Source organism: Streptomyces hygroscopicus, assembly GCF_026168105.1.
GTDB classification, from domain to species: Bacteria; Actinomycetota; Actinomycetes; order Streptomycetales; family Streptomycetaceae; genus Streptomyces; species Streptomyces hygroscopicus_D.
On record NZ_LBMW01000035.1, the window covers coordinates 42,653 to 57,080 of the forward strand.

A 14,428-nucleotide genomic window follows, 5' to 3' on the forward strand; every position below is an offset into this window, starting at 1 on the left:
TCAGAGGCTCGGCACCACCCGCCCCGTCACCTCCCCGAGCCCCACGCGCGTCCCGTTCGGCCCCGGGGCCCACGCCGTCAGCGTCACCACGTCGCCGTCCTCGAGGAAGGTCCGCTTGCCGTCCGGGAGTTCGAGCGGGTCCCGGCCGTTCCAGGTCAGTTCGAGGAGCGAGCCGCGTTCACGCTCCGCCGGGCCGCTCACGGTGCCCGAGCCGTACAGGTCGCCCGTCCGCAGCGACGCCCCGTTCACCGTCATGTGCGCCAGCTGCTGGGCCGCCGTCCAGTACATGGTCGAGAACGGCGGCTCGGAGACCACATGGCCGTTGATCGCGACGGAGATGCGCAGGTCGTAGCCCGCCGGTTCCTCCTGGGAGTCGTCCAGGTACGGCAGCAGCGGATGCGTGCGCTCCGGCGGTGCGGTCCGTGCCTCCTCCAGCGCGTCCAGCGGAGTGATCCACGCCGAGACGGACGTGGCGAACGACTTGCCGAGGAACGGTCCGAGCGGCACGTACTCCCAGGCCTGGATGTCCCGCGCCGACCAGTCGTTGAGCAGACACAGTCCGAACACATGGTCGCGGAACCCGGACAGCCCCACCGGCCGGCCCAGCTGCGACGGCACCCCGACCACGAATCCCACCTCCGCCTCGATGTCCAGGCGGACCGAGGGCCCGAAGACCGGCGCCGGGTCGGTCGGGGCCTTGCGCTGTCCCTGCGGGCGCACGACATCCGTGCCCGACACCACCACCGTCCCGGACCGGCCGTGGTAGCCGATCGGCAGGTGCTTCCAGTTGGGGGTCAGGGAGTCCTCCGCGTCCGGGCGGAACATCTGACCGACGTTACGGGCGTGGTTCTCGGAGGCGTAGAAATCGACGTAGTCCGCGACCTCGAAGGGCAGGTGCAGGGTCACCTCGGAGAGCGGATGCAGGAGGGGTGCGACGGTCTCCTGGTGCGCGGGCACGGTCACCCACGCCGTCAGCGCCCGGCGCACGTCCGACCAGGCGGTGCGCCCCGCCGCCAGCAGCGGGCCCAGGGAGGGCCGGGCCAGCAGGGAGGCGTACGCGGAGCCGAGCGCCTGGGCCGCCGCGCCCGCGTCGAGCACGCGGTCGCCCAGGCGGACGCCAACGCTCCGCTTGTCCGATCCCGCGGGCGAGAAGACGCCGTAGGGGAGGTTGTGCGCGCCGAAGGGGTCGCCCTCGGGGGCATCGAAGGGGGGCATGGGATGCTGCCTCGCTTTCGTGCAGTCCAGGTGTGCCGTTGCACGCGGGTGCGTTTCGTGTGGTCGTCGCACACGTTACGGGTGAGTCGACCGTCCTGGGCAGTGTCTAAAGAGTTCGCAATGTCCGAATAGGCCTTGTCGGAGCGTCTAATTCCGGCTTAGCGTCCTTTGGGGACACGGACGGGGTGGGTCCGGTCCGTAGGGGGGACACGTGGGGGGACCCGTGGCCAGGAGCACCGGCAGCGAGCCGTTCGACGCGGACCGCGACGTACCGGGGCTCATCGTGAAGTTCGGCGACTATCCACTGCACCATGGCGGGGTGGGTGCCATCCGCAGCCTGGGCCGGCTCGGCATACCGATGTATGCGATCACCGAGGACCGTTACACACCCGCGGCGGTCTCCCGCTATCTGCGGCGCGCCTTCGTCTGGCCGACCACGGGGACGGAGGAACCGGAGCGGCTCGTGGAGGGCCTGCTGCGCATCGGACGCCGCATCGGGCGGCCGACGGTCCTCGTCCCCACCGACGAGGAGGCCGCCGTCCTGATCGCGGAGCACCAGGACGTCCTGGCGGGCCCCTTTCTGTTCCCGAGGGTGGACGCCAAGCTGCCGCGCCGCCTCGCCAGCAAACAGGGCCTGCACGAACTGTGCGTGGAACACGGCATCCCGAGCCCGATGGCCGCCTTCCCACAGTCCTACGACGACATCGTGCGCTTCGCGGAGACGGCCCGCTTCCCGCTCGTGGCCAAGAACCGCGAGGCGTTCGTGCGGCGCGCCCAGCCCGCCGTGGGCGGCACGACGAAGATCACCACGCGCGAGGGGCTTCTCACGCTCGCCCGCGACTGGGGCGAGCGCCCCGGTGTGATCCTCCAGGAGTACCTGCCCCGGGAGCAGGCCGAGGACTGGATCGTGCACGCCTACTTCGACCAGGACTCGGCCCCGCTCGCCATGTTCACCGGCGTCAAGGTCCGCTCCTGGCCGCCGCACGCGGGCATGACCGCGAACGCGTACGTCGTCCACAACCCGGAACTCGCCGACCTCGCCGCGCGTTTCATCAAACAGATCGGCTTCACCGGGATCGTCGACCTCGACCTGCGCTTCGACCGGCGTGACGGTCAGTACAAACTGCTCGACTTCAACCCCCGCATGGGCGCCCAGTTCCGGCTCTTCGAGAACGAGTCGGGGGTGGACGTGGTCCGCGCCATGCACCTGGACCTGACCGGCCGTGCGGTCCCGGAGGGGGAACAGCGCGCCGGCCATCGCTACATCGTGGAGAACATCGACCTGGCCGCGATGCTCGCCTATCGCCGCAGCGGCTATACGACGCCGCATGCACCGGCCCGCCCAAGCGGTACGGAGCTGGCCTGGCTCGCGGGTGACGACCTGCGGCCCTTCTTCACGATGCTCGCACGCTTCGTGCGGCCGGGCGCGAAGCATCTGTATCAGCTGTGGCGGACCAACCGCCGAGGGAGCACCACGAGTACGTCGTAGTCACGTCGTAGTGCGTAAGGGCTCCAACACGAAGTAGGCACGTTGCGTCCTGGGGAGGGACTTCGTGATTCAACCGGTAGCAGTCATCGGTGCCGGACCGTTCGGCCTGTCCACCGCCGCCCATCTACGGGCGCGCGGTATCCCGGTACGCGTTTTCGGCGAGCCCATGGTGAGCTGGCGCGACCACATGCCCGCGAGCATGCTCCTGAAGTCGACCCCGGCCGCGTCGAACTTCGACGCCCCCCAGCACGGGCACACGCTGGCGGACTACTGCGACGCGGCGGGCATCGCCCGGCTGGTGACGGACGAGGACATCATCCCGGTCGAGACGTTCATCGCGTACGGCGACTGGTTCCAGCAGAAGCTGGTGCCGGGCCTGGAGCGGGTGCGCGTCGTCTCCGTGGACCGACGACAGGGCGGCGGCTTCGAGCTGAAGCTTGACTCCGGCGAGTTGTTCGCCGCGCGAGCGGTGGTGGTGGCGACCGGCCTCTCGGGCCTGGCCCACCTCCCCCCGGAGCTGGCCGCGGCGCCGGACGGTCCCACCCCCACGGGCCCGGTCTCCCACAGCTCCCAGCACCACGACCTGACCCGCTTCTCCGGCAAGGAGCTGCTGGTCGTGGGTGCGGGCCAGTCCGCGCTGGAGACGGCGGCGCTGGCGGCCGAGGCGGGCGCCCGGGTGTGCGTGGTCTCGCGTGGCCGGGGCCGGGTGGCGTTCGGTGCGGCGCCGTGGCAGCAGCCGAAGCTGCGTCCGGAGTCGCCGTTCGGGCGCGCCTGGTCGTTGTGGGCGCTGAGCTACTACCCGCATCCTTACCGCTTCCTGCCCGCCCGGACCCGTCACTACCTGGTCCGCCGCGTCCTCGGCCCGCTCGGTGCGTGGTGGCTGCGCGACCGCTTCCAGGGCAAGGTGGAGGTCCGTGAGGTCGCCCGTCTCGTGGGTACGTCCGCCCGCGACGGCAGCCCGGCCCTGACGGTCCGGACCCACGCGGGCCGCACGGAGGAACTGACCGCGGACCACGTCATCGCCGCGACGGGCTACCGGGTGGACATCGCCGCGATGGACTTCCTGGGCCACGAACTGCGAACGGAACTGGCGGTGAGCCGGGGCGCGCCCAGGCTCGGGGCGGGATATGTGTCGTCCGTTCCGGGCCTGTACTTCACCGGCCTGCCCGCGGCGGCCTCGTACGGCCCGGTGATGCGCTTCGTGTGCGGTACGGAGTTCGCCTCCCCGCGCCTGGCGAGGCATCTGGCGGCGGCGCACCGCTGAGAACGGAGACGCACCGCTGAGAACGGAGACCGGCGGGGGTGCGGCGCCTCGCGCCCCCGCCGAGCGTCAGGAGCGCAGTGCGCGGCACCTGGCTCCCCCGCCGAGCGTCAGGAGCGCAAGGCGCGGCACCTGGCTCCCCCGCCGTACCCCACGGGCGCAGGTCCCGGGGCAAAACCGCACAACAGCACATCGAGCAGCAGGCGTTGGTCACCGGACGTCGTCCGGATCACGCCGAGTCGCCGGGGAGTTCCATCCGTATTCTCTGATCATGGCCGCACCCCTCGCATATTCACTCATCGCCACTGACCTGGACGGAACGCTGCTGCGTGGTGACGACACGCTCTCCGACCGGTCGAAGGCCGCTCTGGCGAGGGCCGCAGCGGCCGGCGCGCGGCACTTGGTGGTGACGGGGCGCCCGGCGCCGAGAGTGCGGCCACTGCTCGACGACCTCGGCAGCAGAGGGCTCGCGGTGTGCGGGCAGGGCGCGCAGGTGTACGACGTCGGCGCGGAGCGGCTGCTGTTCTCCGTCACCCTGGAACGGGAGTTGGCCGAGACCGCGCTCGGCAAGATCGAGGCCGAGGTGGGGGAGGTGTACGCGGCCGTCGACCAGGACGGCGTGGACGGGCTCACCCTCGTCGAGCCCGGCTACCGCATGCCCCATCCCACCCTTCCCGCCGTGCGGGTCCGGCGGCGCGACGACCTGTGGTGCGAGCCGATCAGCAAGGTGCTGCTGCGCCATCACGCGCTGTCGGACGACGAGTTGGCGAGGGCGGCCCGGGCGGCTGTCGGCTCCCTGGCGACGGTCACCATGTCCGGGCCCGGCACCGTCGAACTCCAGCCGGTCGGCATCACCAAGGCGACGGGACTCGCGCTGGCCGCCGAGTTCCTGGGTCTCGGCCCGGCGGAGACGATCGCCTTCGGCGACATGCCGAACGACATCCCCATGTTCGACTGGGCCGCGCACGGCGTCGCGATGGCCAACGCCCACCCGGAACTTAAGGCCGTCGCCGACGAGATCACCACGTCGAACGAGGACGACGGCATCGCCGTCGTCCTCGAACGACTCTTCACGGGCCGGTAGATCCGGCCGGAGACGTCAGTACGCGCTGTTGACGTTGTCGATCGAGCCGTACCGGTGGGCGGCGTAGTTGCACGCGGCCGTGATGTTCGCGACCGGGTCGTAGGGGCTGAAGGACGTGCCCGGCACGTGGTACGCGGCGAAGGTAGGGTCGATGATCTGGAGGAGACCCTTGGACGGGATGCCCATCCTGGCGTTCGAGTCCCAGTTGTTGATGGCGAACGGGTTGCCGGACGACTCGCGCATCACGTTGCGGTAGATGCCGGAGTACGAGCCGGGGATGCCGTGCTGACGCATGATCGCGAGCGACTGGCGGATCCAGCCGTCGAGGCTGCCGGCGCGGGTCGTCAGGGCCTTGGCGGCTGCGACCGTGGTCGTGGACGTGCTGGGGGCGGCGGAAGCACTGGTCGCACCCATGATCGGCAGGGCGAGAACGGCGGCGCTCGTGCCCGCGACGGCGAGGGCACGGGTGAGGCGGGCGGACTTGGAACCGCGGTCCCGGCGGCGTGCGGGCAGGGCGAAAGCAGACATGTGGCGTTCCTCTCCGGCGCCTGCGAGGTGAGCTGTCGGGTTCGGGCTGGGAGGTGCCCGGCCGTGCCCTCGGGGTCGAGGGCGCGACTTCGCCCCAAGCCGTGCCGGAACGCGTCCCGCTCGGCGCTTACCTGGGTCCCCCGCTCCTGCCGTCGTGGGTCGGTGGGTTCGCGAGCGGCGGCAGGATTCGGCGATCCGCTCGGAACGAGGGGAAGGTATGCGAGAGCACATGTCGGGAACAAGCCTTGAATTCACACTTCGTCTGAATTGACCTTGACGTGCTTGAATGAGGGGGATGATCCATTTTGTTGAGTGAGGCTCAACTTGCCGTTCGCAAACGGGAGATCGGTGGCTTTCCCGAATCGACACACAACGGGCATGAGTGATGTATTTCACTCACGTCACGCCTAGGTGTCGAAAGCTGTATTGACTACTAAAAGCGGCGTTAAGGTGCATTACGTGCAATACGGGCATAACGTGCATGGCCCTCGGGCGCCTTGCGGGAGGATGCGCTGCGGGACGTCGCGTAAGAGGTGTCGCTCCCCAATGAGTGTGACGCCGGTCACCCTCCAGAGGGGGTGAGCGCCCCGGTGCCCCGATCCGGTCGTGCATCCATGTCTGTCTGCGTCCGGCCGGGTGATCGTGATCGGGATCGTGCCACCCGATGGCGGGGCTTCGAGACGCGCCTGTCTGCAATGCCGCCACATATCTGTTCGTATCAGCTGATCGAGAACATGCCGTGCGTGGTCCGATACCGCCCGGCCTGGAACAGTGGGCGCTCGTGGTGATCGAAACCTGACCGGATACGCTGACTTGAGTGATGGCGGCGACAGATCGACAAACTCGATGAGTGACGTCGGCCGACGGCGTCATCGACCAAGTGACCGACCTTGAGACCGACCGTGTGATCGTCAGCAGACGTCAGCAGACAGGAGACCCCACGTGACCGTCGTCGGGCCGTTCGGGCTGAGCGTGCGGGACCAGGCTCTGGAGGCCGATGTCCAGGCCGGATTGGCCGCTGTCGAGGAGGGGTTGTTCGAGGCCACCAAGAGCGAGGTGCCCTTCATCACGCAGGCGGCGCAGCACCTCGTGCGCGCGGGTGGGAAGCGGTTCCGGCCGCTCCTCGTGATGCTCGCGGCGCAGTTCGGCGACCCGTATGCGCCCGGGGTCGTGCCCTCGGCCGTGGTCGTGGAGCTCACCCACCTCGCCACCCTGTACCACGACGACGTGATGGACGAGGCCGACGTACGCCGTGGAGTGGACAGCGCGAACACCCGCTGGGGCAACTCGGTCGCGGTGCTCACCGGTGACTTCCTGTTCGCCAGGGCGTCGCACATCCTGGCCGACCTCGGCCCGGAGGCCGTCCGCATCCAGGCGGAGGCGTTCGAGCGGCTGGTCACCGGCCAGATCCTGGAGACGGCGGGGCCACGGGACGGCCGCGATCCGGTGGAGCACTACCTCGATGTCCTCGGTGGCAAGACGGGCTCACTGGTGGCGGTGGCGTGCCGCTTCGGCGCGATGATGTCGGGCGCCGACGAGACGGTCGTGGACGTGCTCACGCAGTACGGCGAGCGGCTGGGTGTGGCGTTCCAGCTGGCCGACGACGTCCTGGACATTGCGTCCGACTCACGCGAGTCCGGAAAGACGCCCGGCACTGATCTGCGTGAGGGGATCCCCACCCTTCCGGTGCTGCGCCTGCGGGAGCGGGCGGAGCGCCTGGGTCGGCCCGAGGACGTCGCCCTGTGCGAGTTGCTCGACTCCGACCTCACGGATGACGCCCGTCATGCCGAGGCCCTGTCCCGTCTTCGGGGCCACCCGGCCCTCGAGCAGGCCCGCCGTGACACGGTCCGCTATGCGGAGGACGCCCGCTCGGCCCTGGCTCCGCTGCCGGAGTGCGGTGCGAAGGCGGCCCTTGTGCAGCTGTGTGACGCGGTGGTGCATCGGGCGGGCTGACTGTGACCCACCTGTTGCACTCCTGTCACAGCTGGCACACCCGTAACACTTTCGTCATGCATTCCGGTGAAATGTGAGGCAGGTCACATGATTGGAATGAGTCCAGCCTCGGATCGGGTCCGTACCCATGCCCGGAAGCTGACGCAGGGGGCGTCGGCTCGGATACGGGGAGATATACGATCATGCGCACTGACGCCACGTTCGCGAAGCGTCGTACCGGACTGATCACCACCTGCGTCGCCACCGTCGCCGCGGCCGGAGTGGCCGCGGCCGTCATCCCGGCGTTCGCCGCCGGCCGGGGGAGCGCACACCACGGCACCGACCACCCCGGGCACGCACAGGCCGTCGTCACCGAGAGCGGCACCCTCACCGGCAGTGGCTCGGGCGGCACCACACTCGTCGCGAGCCTCCGCGGCGCCAACGAGGTGCCCGTCACCGGAGGCCCCGCGGCCGGCGACAAGGACGGCGCGGCCCTGGAGTTCATCAGCGTCAAGGGCGACACCGTCTCCGTCGCCGTCACCTGGCGCGGCACCGGCCGCCCCACCATGCTCCACCTCCACGAGGGCGCCAAGGGCGTCAACGGCGGGGTCAGGGTGGACCTCAGCGGACTGCTGAAGAAGGGCGTCAAGGGGCACACCGCCGTCGGCAGCGTGAAGGTCGAGGACGCCGCCCTGCTCTCCCGGCTCAAGACCGACCCCGGCGCCTTCTACGCCAACCTGCACACCGCCGAGTTCCCCGGCGGGGCGGTCCGCGGCCAGCTCCACAACGTCACCACCGCCTTCGACTTCCGCCACGCCCTGGACAACTTCCAGGCGTCCGTGGTCAAGGGCAAGCAGATCTACGAGTGCAAGCCGGCCGCCGGCGGGGGCTATGCCTTCGCCCAGCGCGACGTCGCCGCCCTGCTCGGCGGCGACATCCTGCACTCCTTCGTGAAGCCCGGCTCCGGCACGCCGCAGTGGGTCGCACCCGACCGCAGCGCCGTCACCGGCACGGTGGTGACCCGGACGCCGAACGGCGCCACGAACATCCCCGAACTCGACCTGAAGGCCACCCGGTCCGGCAGGCAGCACGGTCTGCTCGCGGACACCGCCGAGATCCTGCGCCTGAACACCACCGGCGGCCTCGCGCCCACCGGCTCCTGCACGCCCGGCTCGATCGTGGGCGTCCCGTACCGCGCGGACTACGTGTTCGTCCAGCACTGAGCGGGGAGTTGATCCGGGGCTGCGCCTTTCCCGTACGACCCCTACGGGTCGGGGGAGGCGCGGCCTCGCGATGTCATACCCGAGGATTACGCGGAGTTGGGCCCGCGGGCTGACGCTTCTCCTGAGTCGATTTGGTCAGATGGACAACACCACCTCACAGGAGTTCGGGTGAGAATGGCGGCGCAGGGGTGGAGACGTGCATGACGGCAAGCCGCCGCCGACGACGGAGGTTGAGCACACATGGCACCGTACGAATCCGACGACAACACACCCGCCGGGGAGGTCGAGGACGTACGTGACGGGCGGCGCGCGGCCGCACGGTACGTCGTCCCGGTTGCGGTGGTGGGAGTCGCGGCGGCGACCATCGGGCTTGTCCCGGCGTTCGCCGGCTCCGGCGACCCCACCCTGCCGAAGATCAGCGCGCAGCAGCTCATCGAGAAGATCGCCAAGTCGGACGTCCAGCAGTTGTCCGGCACGGTGAAGATCAGCACGGACCTGGGTCTGCCGAACCTCGGCGGGCTGCAGAGCAGCTTCGCCTCGGGCGCGCTCGGCAAGGGCGCCGGGGGCAAGGACGGCTCCGCCGCCGACCCGAGCTCCAAGCTGCTCGAACTGGCTTCCGGAACGCACACCCTGCGGGTCGCGACCGACGGCCAGGACAAGCAGAAGCTCTCGCTCATCGAGCAGGCCGCCGAGTACAGCGTCATCCGCAACGGCACGGACGTGTGGGGGTACGACAGCGCGTCGAACTCGGCGTACCACTCGACCGCCGCGGGCGACCACAAGAGCGACAAGGTCACGCCCAGGGACGTCCCCGCCACACCGAAGGACCTGGCCGAGCAGGCGCTGAAGGCCACCGACCGGACGACTTCGGTGACGGTCGACGGCACGGCGCAGATCGCGGGCCGGGACGCCTACAAGCTGCTCATCAAGCCGAAGCAGTCGGGCACGACGGTCGGCGCGATCAGCATCGCGGTGGACGCCAAGACCGGGCTGCCGCTGAAGTTCACGCTCACCCCGGCCTCGGGCGGCGCGGCCGTCGTGGACGTCGGCTTCACCGAGGTCTCGTTCGCCAAGCCGGCGGCGTCGACGTTCGACTTCACCCCGCCCAAGGGTGCGAAGGTCACCCAGGGCGACGACCGGAAGGCCGGGGAGAAGGCGCAGAAGCCGGGGCCCAAGGGCAGGGAGAAGGCGGAGCGCGGCGCCGAACCGAAGACCATCGGCCAGGGCTGGAACTCGATCGTCGTGCTCGACACCGGCAGCAAGGGCGGCCTCCCCTCGGCCTCTTCGTCCGGCAACAGCACGGCCTCCGGCTTCCTGAACTCGCTCGGCGACCACGTCTCCGGCAAGTTCGGCTCGGGCACGGTCTTCTCGACCCGTCTGGTCAACGCCTTGATCACCGACAACGGCAAGGTCTACGCCGGCGCGGTCACCAAGGACGCGCTGCTGAAGGCCGCCAACGCGGGGAAGTAGACCCCGCAGGGACGGCAGGACCGGGAGAGCCCATGGAGCAACTGTCCGCCGCGGGGGCGCAGCCGGAGAACCGGGAGCCACAGGACCCGGAGTCGAAGGACCCTGAGCCCTCGGGCTCGGGCTCGGGCTCGGGGTCGGAGGGCTCAGGGCCGGAGTGCTCGGATCTCTCGGGCTCGGGGTCGGAGGGCTCTGGGCCAAAGTGCTCGGATCTCTCGGGCGCGGGGTCGCAGGCTTCGTCGCTGCGGGGCTCGGGGCCGGAGGGCCCGGATCTCTCGGGCTCGGGGTCGGAGGGCTCAGGGCCAAAGTGCTCGGATCTCTCGGGCGCGGGGTCGCAGGCTTCGTCGCTGCGGGGCTCGGGGCCGGAGGGCCCGGATCTCTCGGGCTCGGGGCCGGAGGGCTCTGGGCCAAAGTGCTCGGATCTCTCGGGCGCGGGGTCGCAGGCTTCGTCGCTGCGGGGCTCGGGGCCGGAGGGCTCGTCGCCGCGGGGCTCGGGGTCGCCGGACCCGGAGTCGGCGGCGAGCGACCCGGATGCCCCGGTCATCGCCACCCGCGCCCTCACCAAGCGCTACCGCGGCGGGCAGCTCGCCGTGGACGGGCTCGATCTGACCGTCCCGGCGGGCAGCGTCTTCGGCTTCCTCGGACCGAACGGCTCCGGCAAGACCACCACCATCCGCATGCTGATGGGCCTCATCGCGCCCACCTCGGGCACGGCGAGCGTGCTGGGGCAGCCCATGCCCCGCGCCTCGCGCGCCGTGCTCCCGCACGTCGGCGCCCTCATCGAGGGCCCGGCGCTGTACGGCTTCCTCTCCGGCCGCGACAACCTCCTGCGGTACGACGCCGCCGACCCCACCGCCGACCCGCACACCCGGCGTGCCCGCGTCGCGGCCGCGCTGGACAGGGTCGGCCTCACCGCGGCGGCCGCCAAGAAGGCAAAGGCGTACTCCCTGGGCATGAAGCAGCGCCTCGGCCTCGCGGCCGCCCTGCTCCAGCCCCGCAGACTCCTCGTCCTGGACGAGCCGACCAACGGCCTCGACCCGCAGGGCATGCGCGAAATCCGCACCCTGGTGAGGGAGCTGGCGTCCGACGGCACGACCGTCTTCCTCTCCTCCCATCTGCTCGACGAGATCGAGCAGGTCTGCACGCACGCGGCGGTGATGGCCCAGGGCCGGCTGATCACCCAGGGCGCGGTGGCGGACCTGGCGGCCGGGGCGCGCGGACGCCTCGTCGTGACGACCCCGGACACCGCCGACGCGGCCCGGGTCCTGAAGGAACTGGGCGTGGCCGACGTGGTCGTGGCCGAGGACCGCGTGACGGGCGAGGTGCCCGACCGTGAACTGGCGGACGTGAATGCCGCGTTGGTCACCGCCGAGGTCCGCGTCCGCGGCTTCGGCGTCGAACGCGCCTCCCTCGAGGACGCGTTCGTGGCGCTGACGGGAGAGGGCTTCGATGTCGCAGGTTGAGCTGGTCGGGCCGAGCGGTACCGGGGCCGTCCGTCGGCCGAACCCGTTGTGGACCCTCGGCCTGCTGCGCAGCGAGCTGGTGACCACCTTCCGGCGCTGGCGCACACTCGCTCTGCTCGCGGTGCTGGCCGCCGTCCCGGTCCTGGTCGGCATCGCGGTCAAGATCCAGACCAGTGGCGGCTCCGGCGGCCGGGGCGGCGACGGCGGCCCGGCGTTCATCACGCAGATCACCAACAACGGGCTGTTCCTGGTCTTCACCGCACTGGCCGCGACGCTTCCGTTCTTCCTGCCGATGGCGATCGGGGTCGTCGCGGGCGACGCCATCGCGGGCGAGGCGAACTCCGGCACGCTCCGCTACCTCCTGGTCGCCCCCGCCGGCCGCAGCCGTCTCCTCCTCGTCAAGTACACGACCACGATGGCCTTCTGCCTCGTGGCCACACTCGTCGTCGCGGTCTCGGCGCTCACGGTGGGCGCCCTGCTCTTCCCACTGGGCGAGCTGACGACGATCTCGGGCACGCGCATCAGCTTCGCCGACGGCCTGGGCCGCGCCCTGCTGATCGCGCTGGTCGTCGCCGCCTCCCTGGTCGGTGTCGCGGCCCTGGGGCTCTTCATCTCCACGCTCACCCACAGCGGCATCGCGGCGATGGCGACGACGGTGGGCCTGCTGATCACCGTGCAGATCCTCGACCAGATCCCCCAACTGCACGCGCTCCAGCCGTACTTCTTCTCGCACTACTGGCTGTCCTTCGCGGACCTCATGCGCGACCCGGTCTACTGGGACGACCTGATCCACAATCTGGGCCTGCAGGTCCTGTACGCGGCGGTCTTCGGCTCGGCGGCCTGGGCGCGCTTCACGACGAAGGACATCACCGCGTAGGACGCGCTCGGCCGCCGCGGTACGGAAACCGCGCGAGCGGGGGCTCCTTCGCGAAGAACGTCTTGGCGCGGGTCAGCGCCCCGGTGTCCTTGAGCACGTCGCCGGGCTTGCTGCCGGTGCCGAGCAGGACCCCACCGAAGCGCATCCCCATATAGGCGGCCGAGTTGTTGAGCGTGCCGACCAGCGGATCGGCGACGGACGGCTCCCGGTCGGCGAGGACGGTGACGCCCCAGAGGGTACGTCCGGCCAGGGTCTCCCTGAAACCGAGTCCGGGGACGCGCAGCCAGGCGGACCAGTGGTCCAGATAGCGCTTGGTGTGAGAGGACACCGAGTACCAGTACAGCGGCGAGGCGATCACGATGTCGGTCGCGTCGAGCGTGGCGTCCAGGAGCAGTGCGAGGTCCCCGCCCTCGGGCCGCGGATGATCCGCGTCGTGCCGCAGGTCCCCGAAGTCGGGAAGCGGATGATCGGCGAGCGCGATCCACCGCTGCTCGACGTCACCCGGGAGTTGCTCGGCGGCCCGGCGTGCCAGCAGCTCGGTGTTGCCGTCGTTGCGGGCGCTGCCGAGGACGAAGAGGAAACGGCGACTCATGGAACCCCTTGGATGCGGCCGCGACGAGCGCCGGGCAGACGGAGATCTCACCGCGCAGATCTCGGCTGCGCAGTCTCGATGCGTACACATTAAATGCGTACGCAACTAACTGTCCAGCGTGACCGTGCCACCATCGGCGCTCAAGGCGAGGTCCAGCAACAGGGCCATCACACCCACCAGGGCGGCGCTGCTGACGATCTCGCCGCGTTCGATCATCACGCGCACCCGCGACAGCGGGATCCACTCCAGGCGGTCCGACTCGTTGCGCTCGGTCGCCTCGCCGACGCGGACGGCGTCGTCCGTGCGGAAGACGAAGTGCCGGGCGTCGGTGATGCCGGCTGCGGGCTCGGCGTGGAGGAGCGGCCGCAGCGTGCCGGCGCGCCAGCCCGTCTCCTCCTCGAGCTCGCGGCCCGCCGCCGCGGCGGGCTCCTCGCCGTCCTCGACGAGGCCCATGGGCAGCTCCCACGCCCAGGTGCCGGTGACGAAGCGGTGACGCCACATCATCAGGACACGCCGCTCGCGGTCCACGGCCGCGGCGACGGCGACGTCCCGCAGCCGGACCACGTGGTAGTCGCAGCGGGTACCGTCGGGCTGCTCCACATCCAGCGAACGCACCCGCACCCAGGGCGTCTCGTACAGCGGGTGCTCCCCATGGACCTCCCAGCGCATGCTCACCAGGACCCCCGTCGGCCGCCAGGCGCCGTGAACGCCCCGGTCAGGCGGGCCAGTTGCTCGCACTCGCGGGGCGGCCTACCGCTCAGGTCGCCGATGCGCCAGGCCGGAACCCACGGCACCCGGTAGACGTCGATCACCGACTCGATCGCCCTGACCTGCGGGACGAGTTGGCGGGGCAGCCGGCCCGGCGCGTCCGCGACCAGCACGACGGCGTCGAGGTCGAGGCCGGGCGGTGCCTCGCCGCGCCGGAAGACGTCGACGTACTGCGGTACGGCCCGGAGGCCGTTCGCGTGTGTCCGCGCGACCAGGAGCACGGAAGAGGGTTCGCCCTGGTCGGGGCGGGGCCAGCCGCGGCCGGCGTCGAACCCGCCGAAGACGGCGGCGAGCGTCGAGGTGCCCGCTCCGCCGTGCGTGGCCACCCAGGAGAACCGCCGTGGACCGGCGGCGCCGCGGGCCGCCTCCGGCCGCAGCCCCGGGGTGTCCACCGGCCCGCGAACCCATATCTCCGGCCCGGCGGGTCCCTGTCGCGCCGTCCCCTGCATCGCCACTCTCCTCGCTCGGTCGTCGCACCTCGATCTTCCCGGCAGGCGTGGGCACTCCGGAACCGGGGCACGGGCTCCTG

General features: G+C 70.8%; 13 protein-coding genes and 1 riboswitch. Of the genes, 8 read left to right on the plus strand and 5 right to left on the minus strand.

Features of this window, described 5'->3' with window-relative positions; genetic code table 11:
• Complete coding sequence (gene fahA / locus AAW14_RS28045) at positions 1–1,215, minus strand: fumarylacetoacetase (protein WP_265566750.1); 1,215 nt, start codon at positions 1,213–1,215, stop codon at positions 1–3.
• A 223-nt stretch (positions 1,216–1,438) separates the two neighbouring features.
• Here fahA and AAW14_RS28050 point away from each other — a divergent pair, with 223 nt between their 5' ends.
• The 3 genes from AAW14_RS28050 (at position 1,439) to AAW14_RS28060 (ending at position 5,049) form a co-directional block, all read left to right on the plus strand.
• The gene (locus AAW14_RS28050; RefSeq protein WP_265566751.1) at positions 1,439–2,704 is read left to right on the plus strand and encodes an ATP-grasp domain-containing protein; all 1,266 of its coding nucleotides are present in this window, start codon (positions 1,439–1,441) and stop codon (positions 2,702–2,704) included.
• Positions 2,705–2,768: 64 nt separating this feature from the next.
• Positions 2,769–3,968 (plus strand): FAD-dependent oxidoreductase, encoded by a 1,200-nt coding sequence (locus tag AAW14_RS28055; RefSeq protein WP_265566752.1) that lies wholly within the window; start codon positions 2,769–2,771, stop codon positions 3,966–3,968.
• A 268-nt stretch (positions 3,969–4,236) separates the two neighbouring features.
• On the plus strand, positions 4,237–5,049 hold the full coding sequence (locus tag AAW14_RS28060) for an HAD family hydrolase (RefSeq protein ID WP_265566753.1): 813 nt from the start codon (positions 4,237–4,239) through the stop codon (positions 5,047–5,049).
• Positions 5,050–5,064: 15 nt separating this feature from the next.
• On the opposite strand, the gene AAW14_RS28065 is transcribed toward AAW14_RS28060, so the two are convergent.
• The gene (locus AAW14_RS28065) at positions 5,065–5,577 is read right to left on the minus strand and encodes a transglycosylase SLT domain-containing protein (RefSeq protein WP_265566754.1); all 513 of its coding nucleotides are present in this window, start codon (positions 5,575–5,577) and stop codon (positions 5,065–5,067) included.
• Positions 5,578–5,581: 4 nt separating this feature from the next.
• Positions 5,582–5,752, minus strand: a riboswitch (cyclic di-AMP (ydaO/yuaA leader).
• 767 nt (positions 5,753–6,519) lie between these two features.
• On the opposite strand from AAW14_RS28065, the gene AAW14_RS28070 reads away from it, so the two are divergent.
• The 5 genes from AAW14_RS28070 (at position 6,520) to AAW14_RS28090 (ending at position 12,539) form a co-directional block, all read left to right on the plus strand.
• Positions 6,520–7,530, plus strand: a complete 1,011-nt coding sequence (locus tag AAW14_RS28070; protein ID WP_265566755.1) for a polyprenyl synthetase family protein — start codon at positions 6,520–6,522, stop codon at positions 7,528–7,530.
• A 182-nt stretch (positions 7,531–7,712) separates the two neighbouring features.
• The gene (locus tag AAW14_RS28075) at positions 7,713–8,732 is read left to right on the plus strand and encodes a CHRD domain-containing protein (protein ID WP_265566756.1); all 1,020 of its coding nucleotides are present in this window, start codon (positions 7,713–7,715) and stop codon (positions 8,730–8,732) included.
• Between the two features lie 240 nt (positions 8,733–8,972).
• Complete coding sequence (locus AAW14_RS28080) at positions 8,973–10,202, plus strand: LolA family protein (protein ID WP_265566757.1); 1,230 nt, start codon at positions 8,973–8,975, stop codon at positions 10,200–10,202.
• A gap of 539 nt (positions 10,203–10,741) precedes the next feature.
• The gene (locus tag AAW14_RS28085) at positions 10,742–11,662 is read left to right on the plus strand and encodes an ABC transporter ATP-binding protein (RefSeq protein ID WP_265566786.1); all 921 of its coding nucleotides are present in this window, start codon (positions 10,742–10,744) and stop codon (positions 11,660–11,662) included.
• On the plus strand, positions 11,649–12,539 hold the full coding sequence (locus tag AAW14_RS28090; RefSeq protein WP_265566758.1) for an ABC transporter permease: 891 nt from the start codon (positions 11,649–11,651) through the stop codon (positions 12,537–12,539). The genes AAW14_RS28085 and AAW14_RS28090 overlap by 14 nt, the downstream gene beginning before the upstream one ends.
• On the opposite strand, the gene AAW14_RS28095 is transcribed toward AAW14_RS28090, so the two are convergent.
• The 3 genes from AAW14_RS28095 to AAW14_RS28105 form a co-directional block, all read right to left on the minus strand.
• Positions 12,529–13,131, minus strand: coding sequence for a flavodoxin family protein (locus tag AAW14_RS28095; protein WP_265566759.1), 603 nt, complete (start codon positions 13,129–13,131; stop codon positions 12,529–12,531). The two genes, AAW14_RS28090 and AAW14_RS28095, sit on opposite strands and share 11 nt — an antisense overlap.
• Positions 13,132–13,236: 105 nt before the next feature.
• Complete coding sequence (locus AAW14_RS28100) at positions 13,237–13,800, minus strand: NUDIX hydrolase (protein ID WP_265566787.1); 564 nt, start codon at positions 13,798–13,800, stop codon at positions 13,237–13,239.
• A gap of 2 nt (positions 13,801–13,802) precedes the next feature.
• Positions 13,803–14,348: a DUF6668 family protein gene (locus tag AAW14_RS28105; RefSeq protein ID WP_265566760.1), complete on the minus strand. Its 546-nt coding sequence runs from the start codon at positions 14,346–14,348 to the stop codon at positions 13,803–13,805.
• Positions 14,349–14,428: the final 80 nt, after the last annotated feature.

Bases quoted from the DNA above. Each gene is read 5' to 3' on its own strand.
- AAW14_RS28060 (WP_265566753.1), top strand. From the start codon at position 4,237: ATGGCCGCACCCCTCGCATATTCACTCATCGCCACTGACCTGGACGGA.
- AAW14_RS28080 (WP_265566757.1), top strand. From the start codon at position 8,973: ATGGCACCGTACGAATCCGACGACAACACACCCGCCGGGGAGGTCGAG.
- AAW14_RS28065 (WP_265566754.1), bottom strand. From the start codon at position 5,577: ATGTCTGCTTTCGCCCTGCCCGCACGCCGCCGGGACCGCGGTTCCAAG.
- AAW14_RS28095 (WP_265566759.1), bottom strand. From the start codon at position 13,131: ATGAGTCGCCGTTTCCTCTTCGTCCTCGGCAGCGCCCGCAACGACGGC.
- fahA (WP_265566750.1), bottom strand. From the start codon at position 1,215: ATGCCCCCCTTCGATGCCCCCGAGGGCGACCCCTTCGGCGCGCACAAC.
- AAW14_RS28090 (WP_265566758.1), top strand. From the start codon at position 11,649: ATGTCGCAGGTTGAGCTGGTCGGGCCGAGCGGTACCGGGGCCGTCCGT.
- AAW14_RS28100 (WP_265566787.1), bottom strand. From the start codon at position 13,800: ATGCGCTGGGAGGTCCATGGGGAGCACCCGCTGTACGAGACGCCCTGG.
- AAW14_RS28105 (WP_265566760.1), bottom strand. From the start codon at position 14,348: ATGCAGGGGACGGCGCGACAGGGACCCGCCGGGCCGGAGATATGGGTT.
- AAW14_RS28075 (WP_265566756.1), top strand. From the start codon at position 7,713: ATGCGCACTGACGCCACGTTCGCGAAGCGTCGTACCGGACTGATCACC.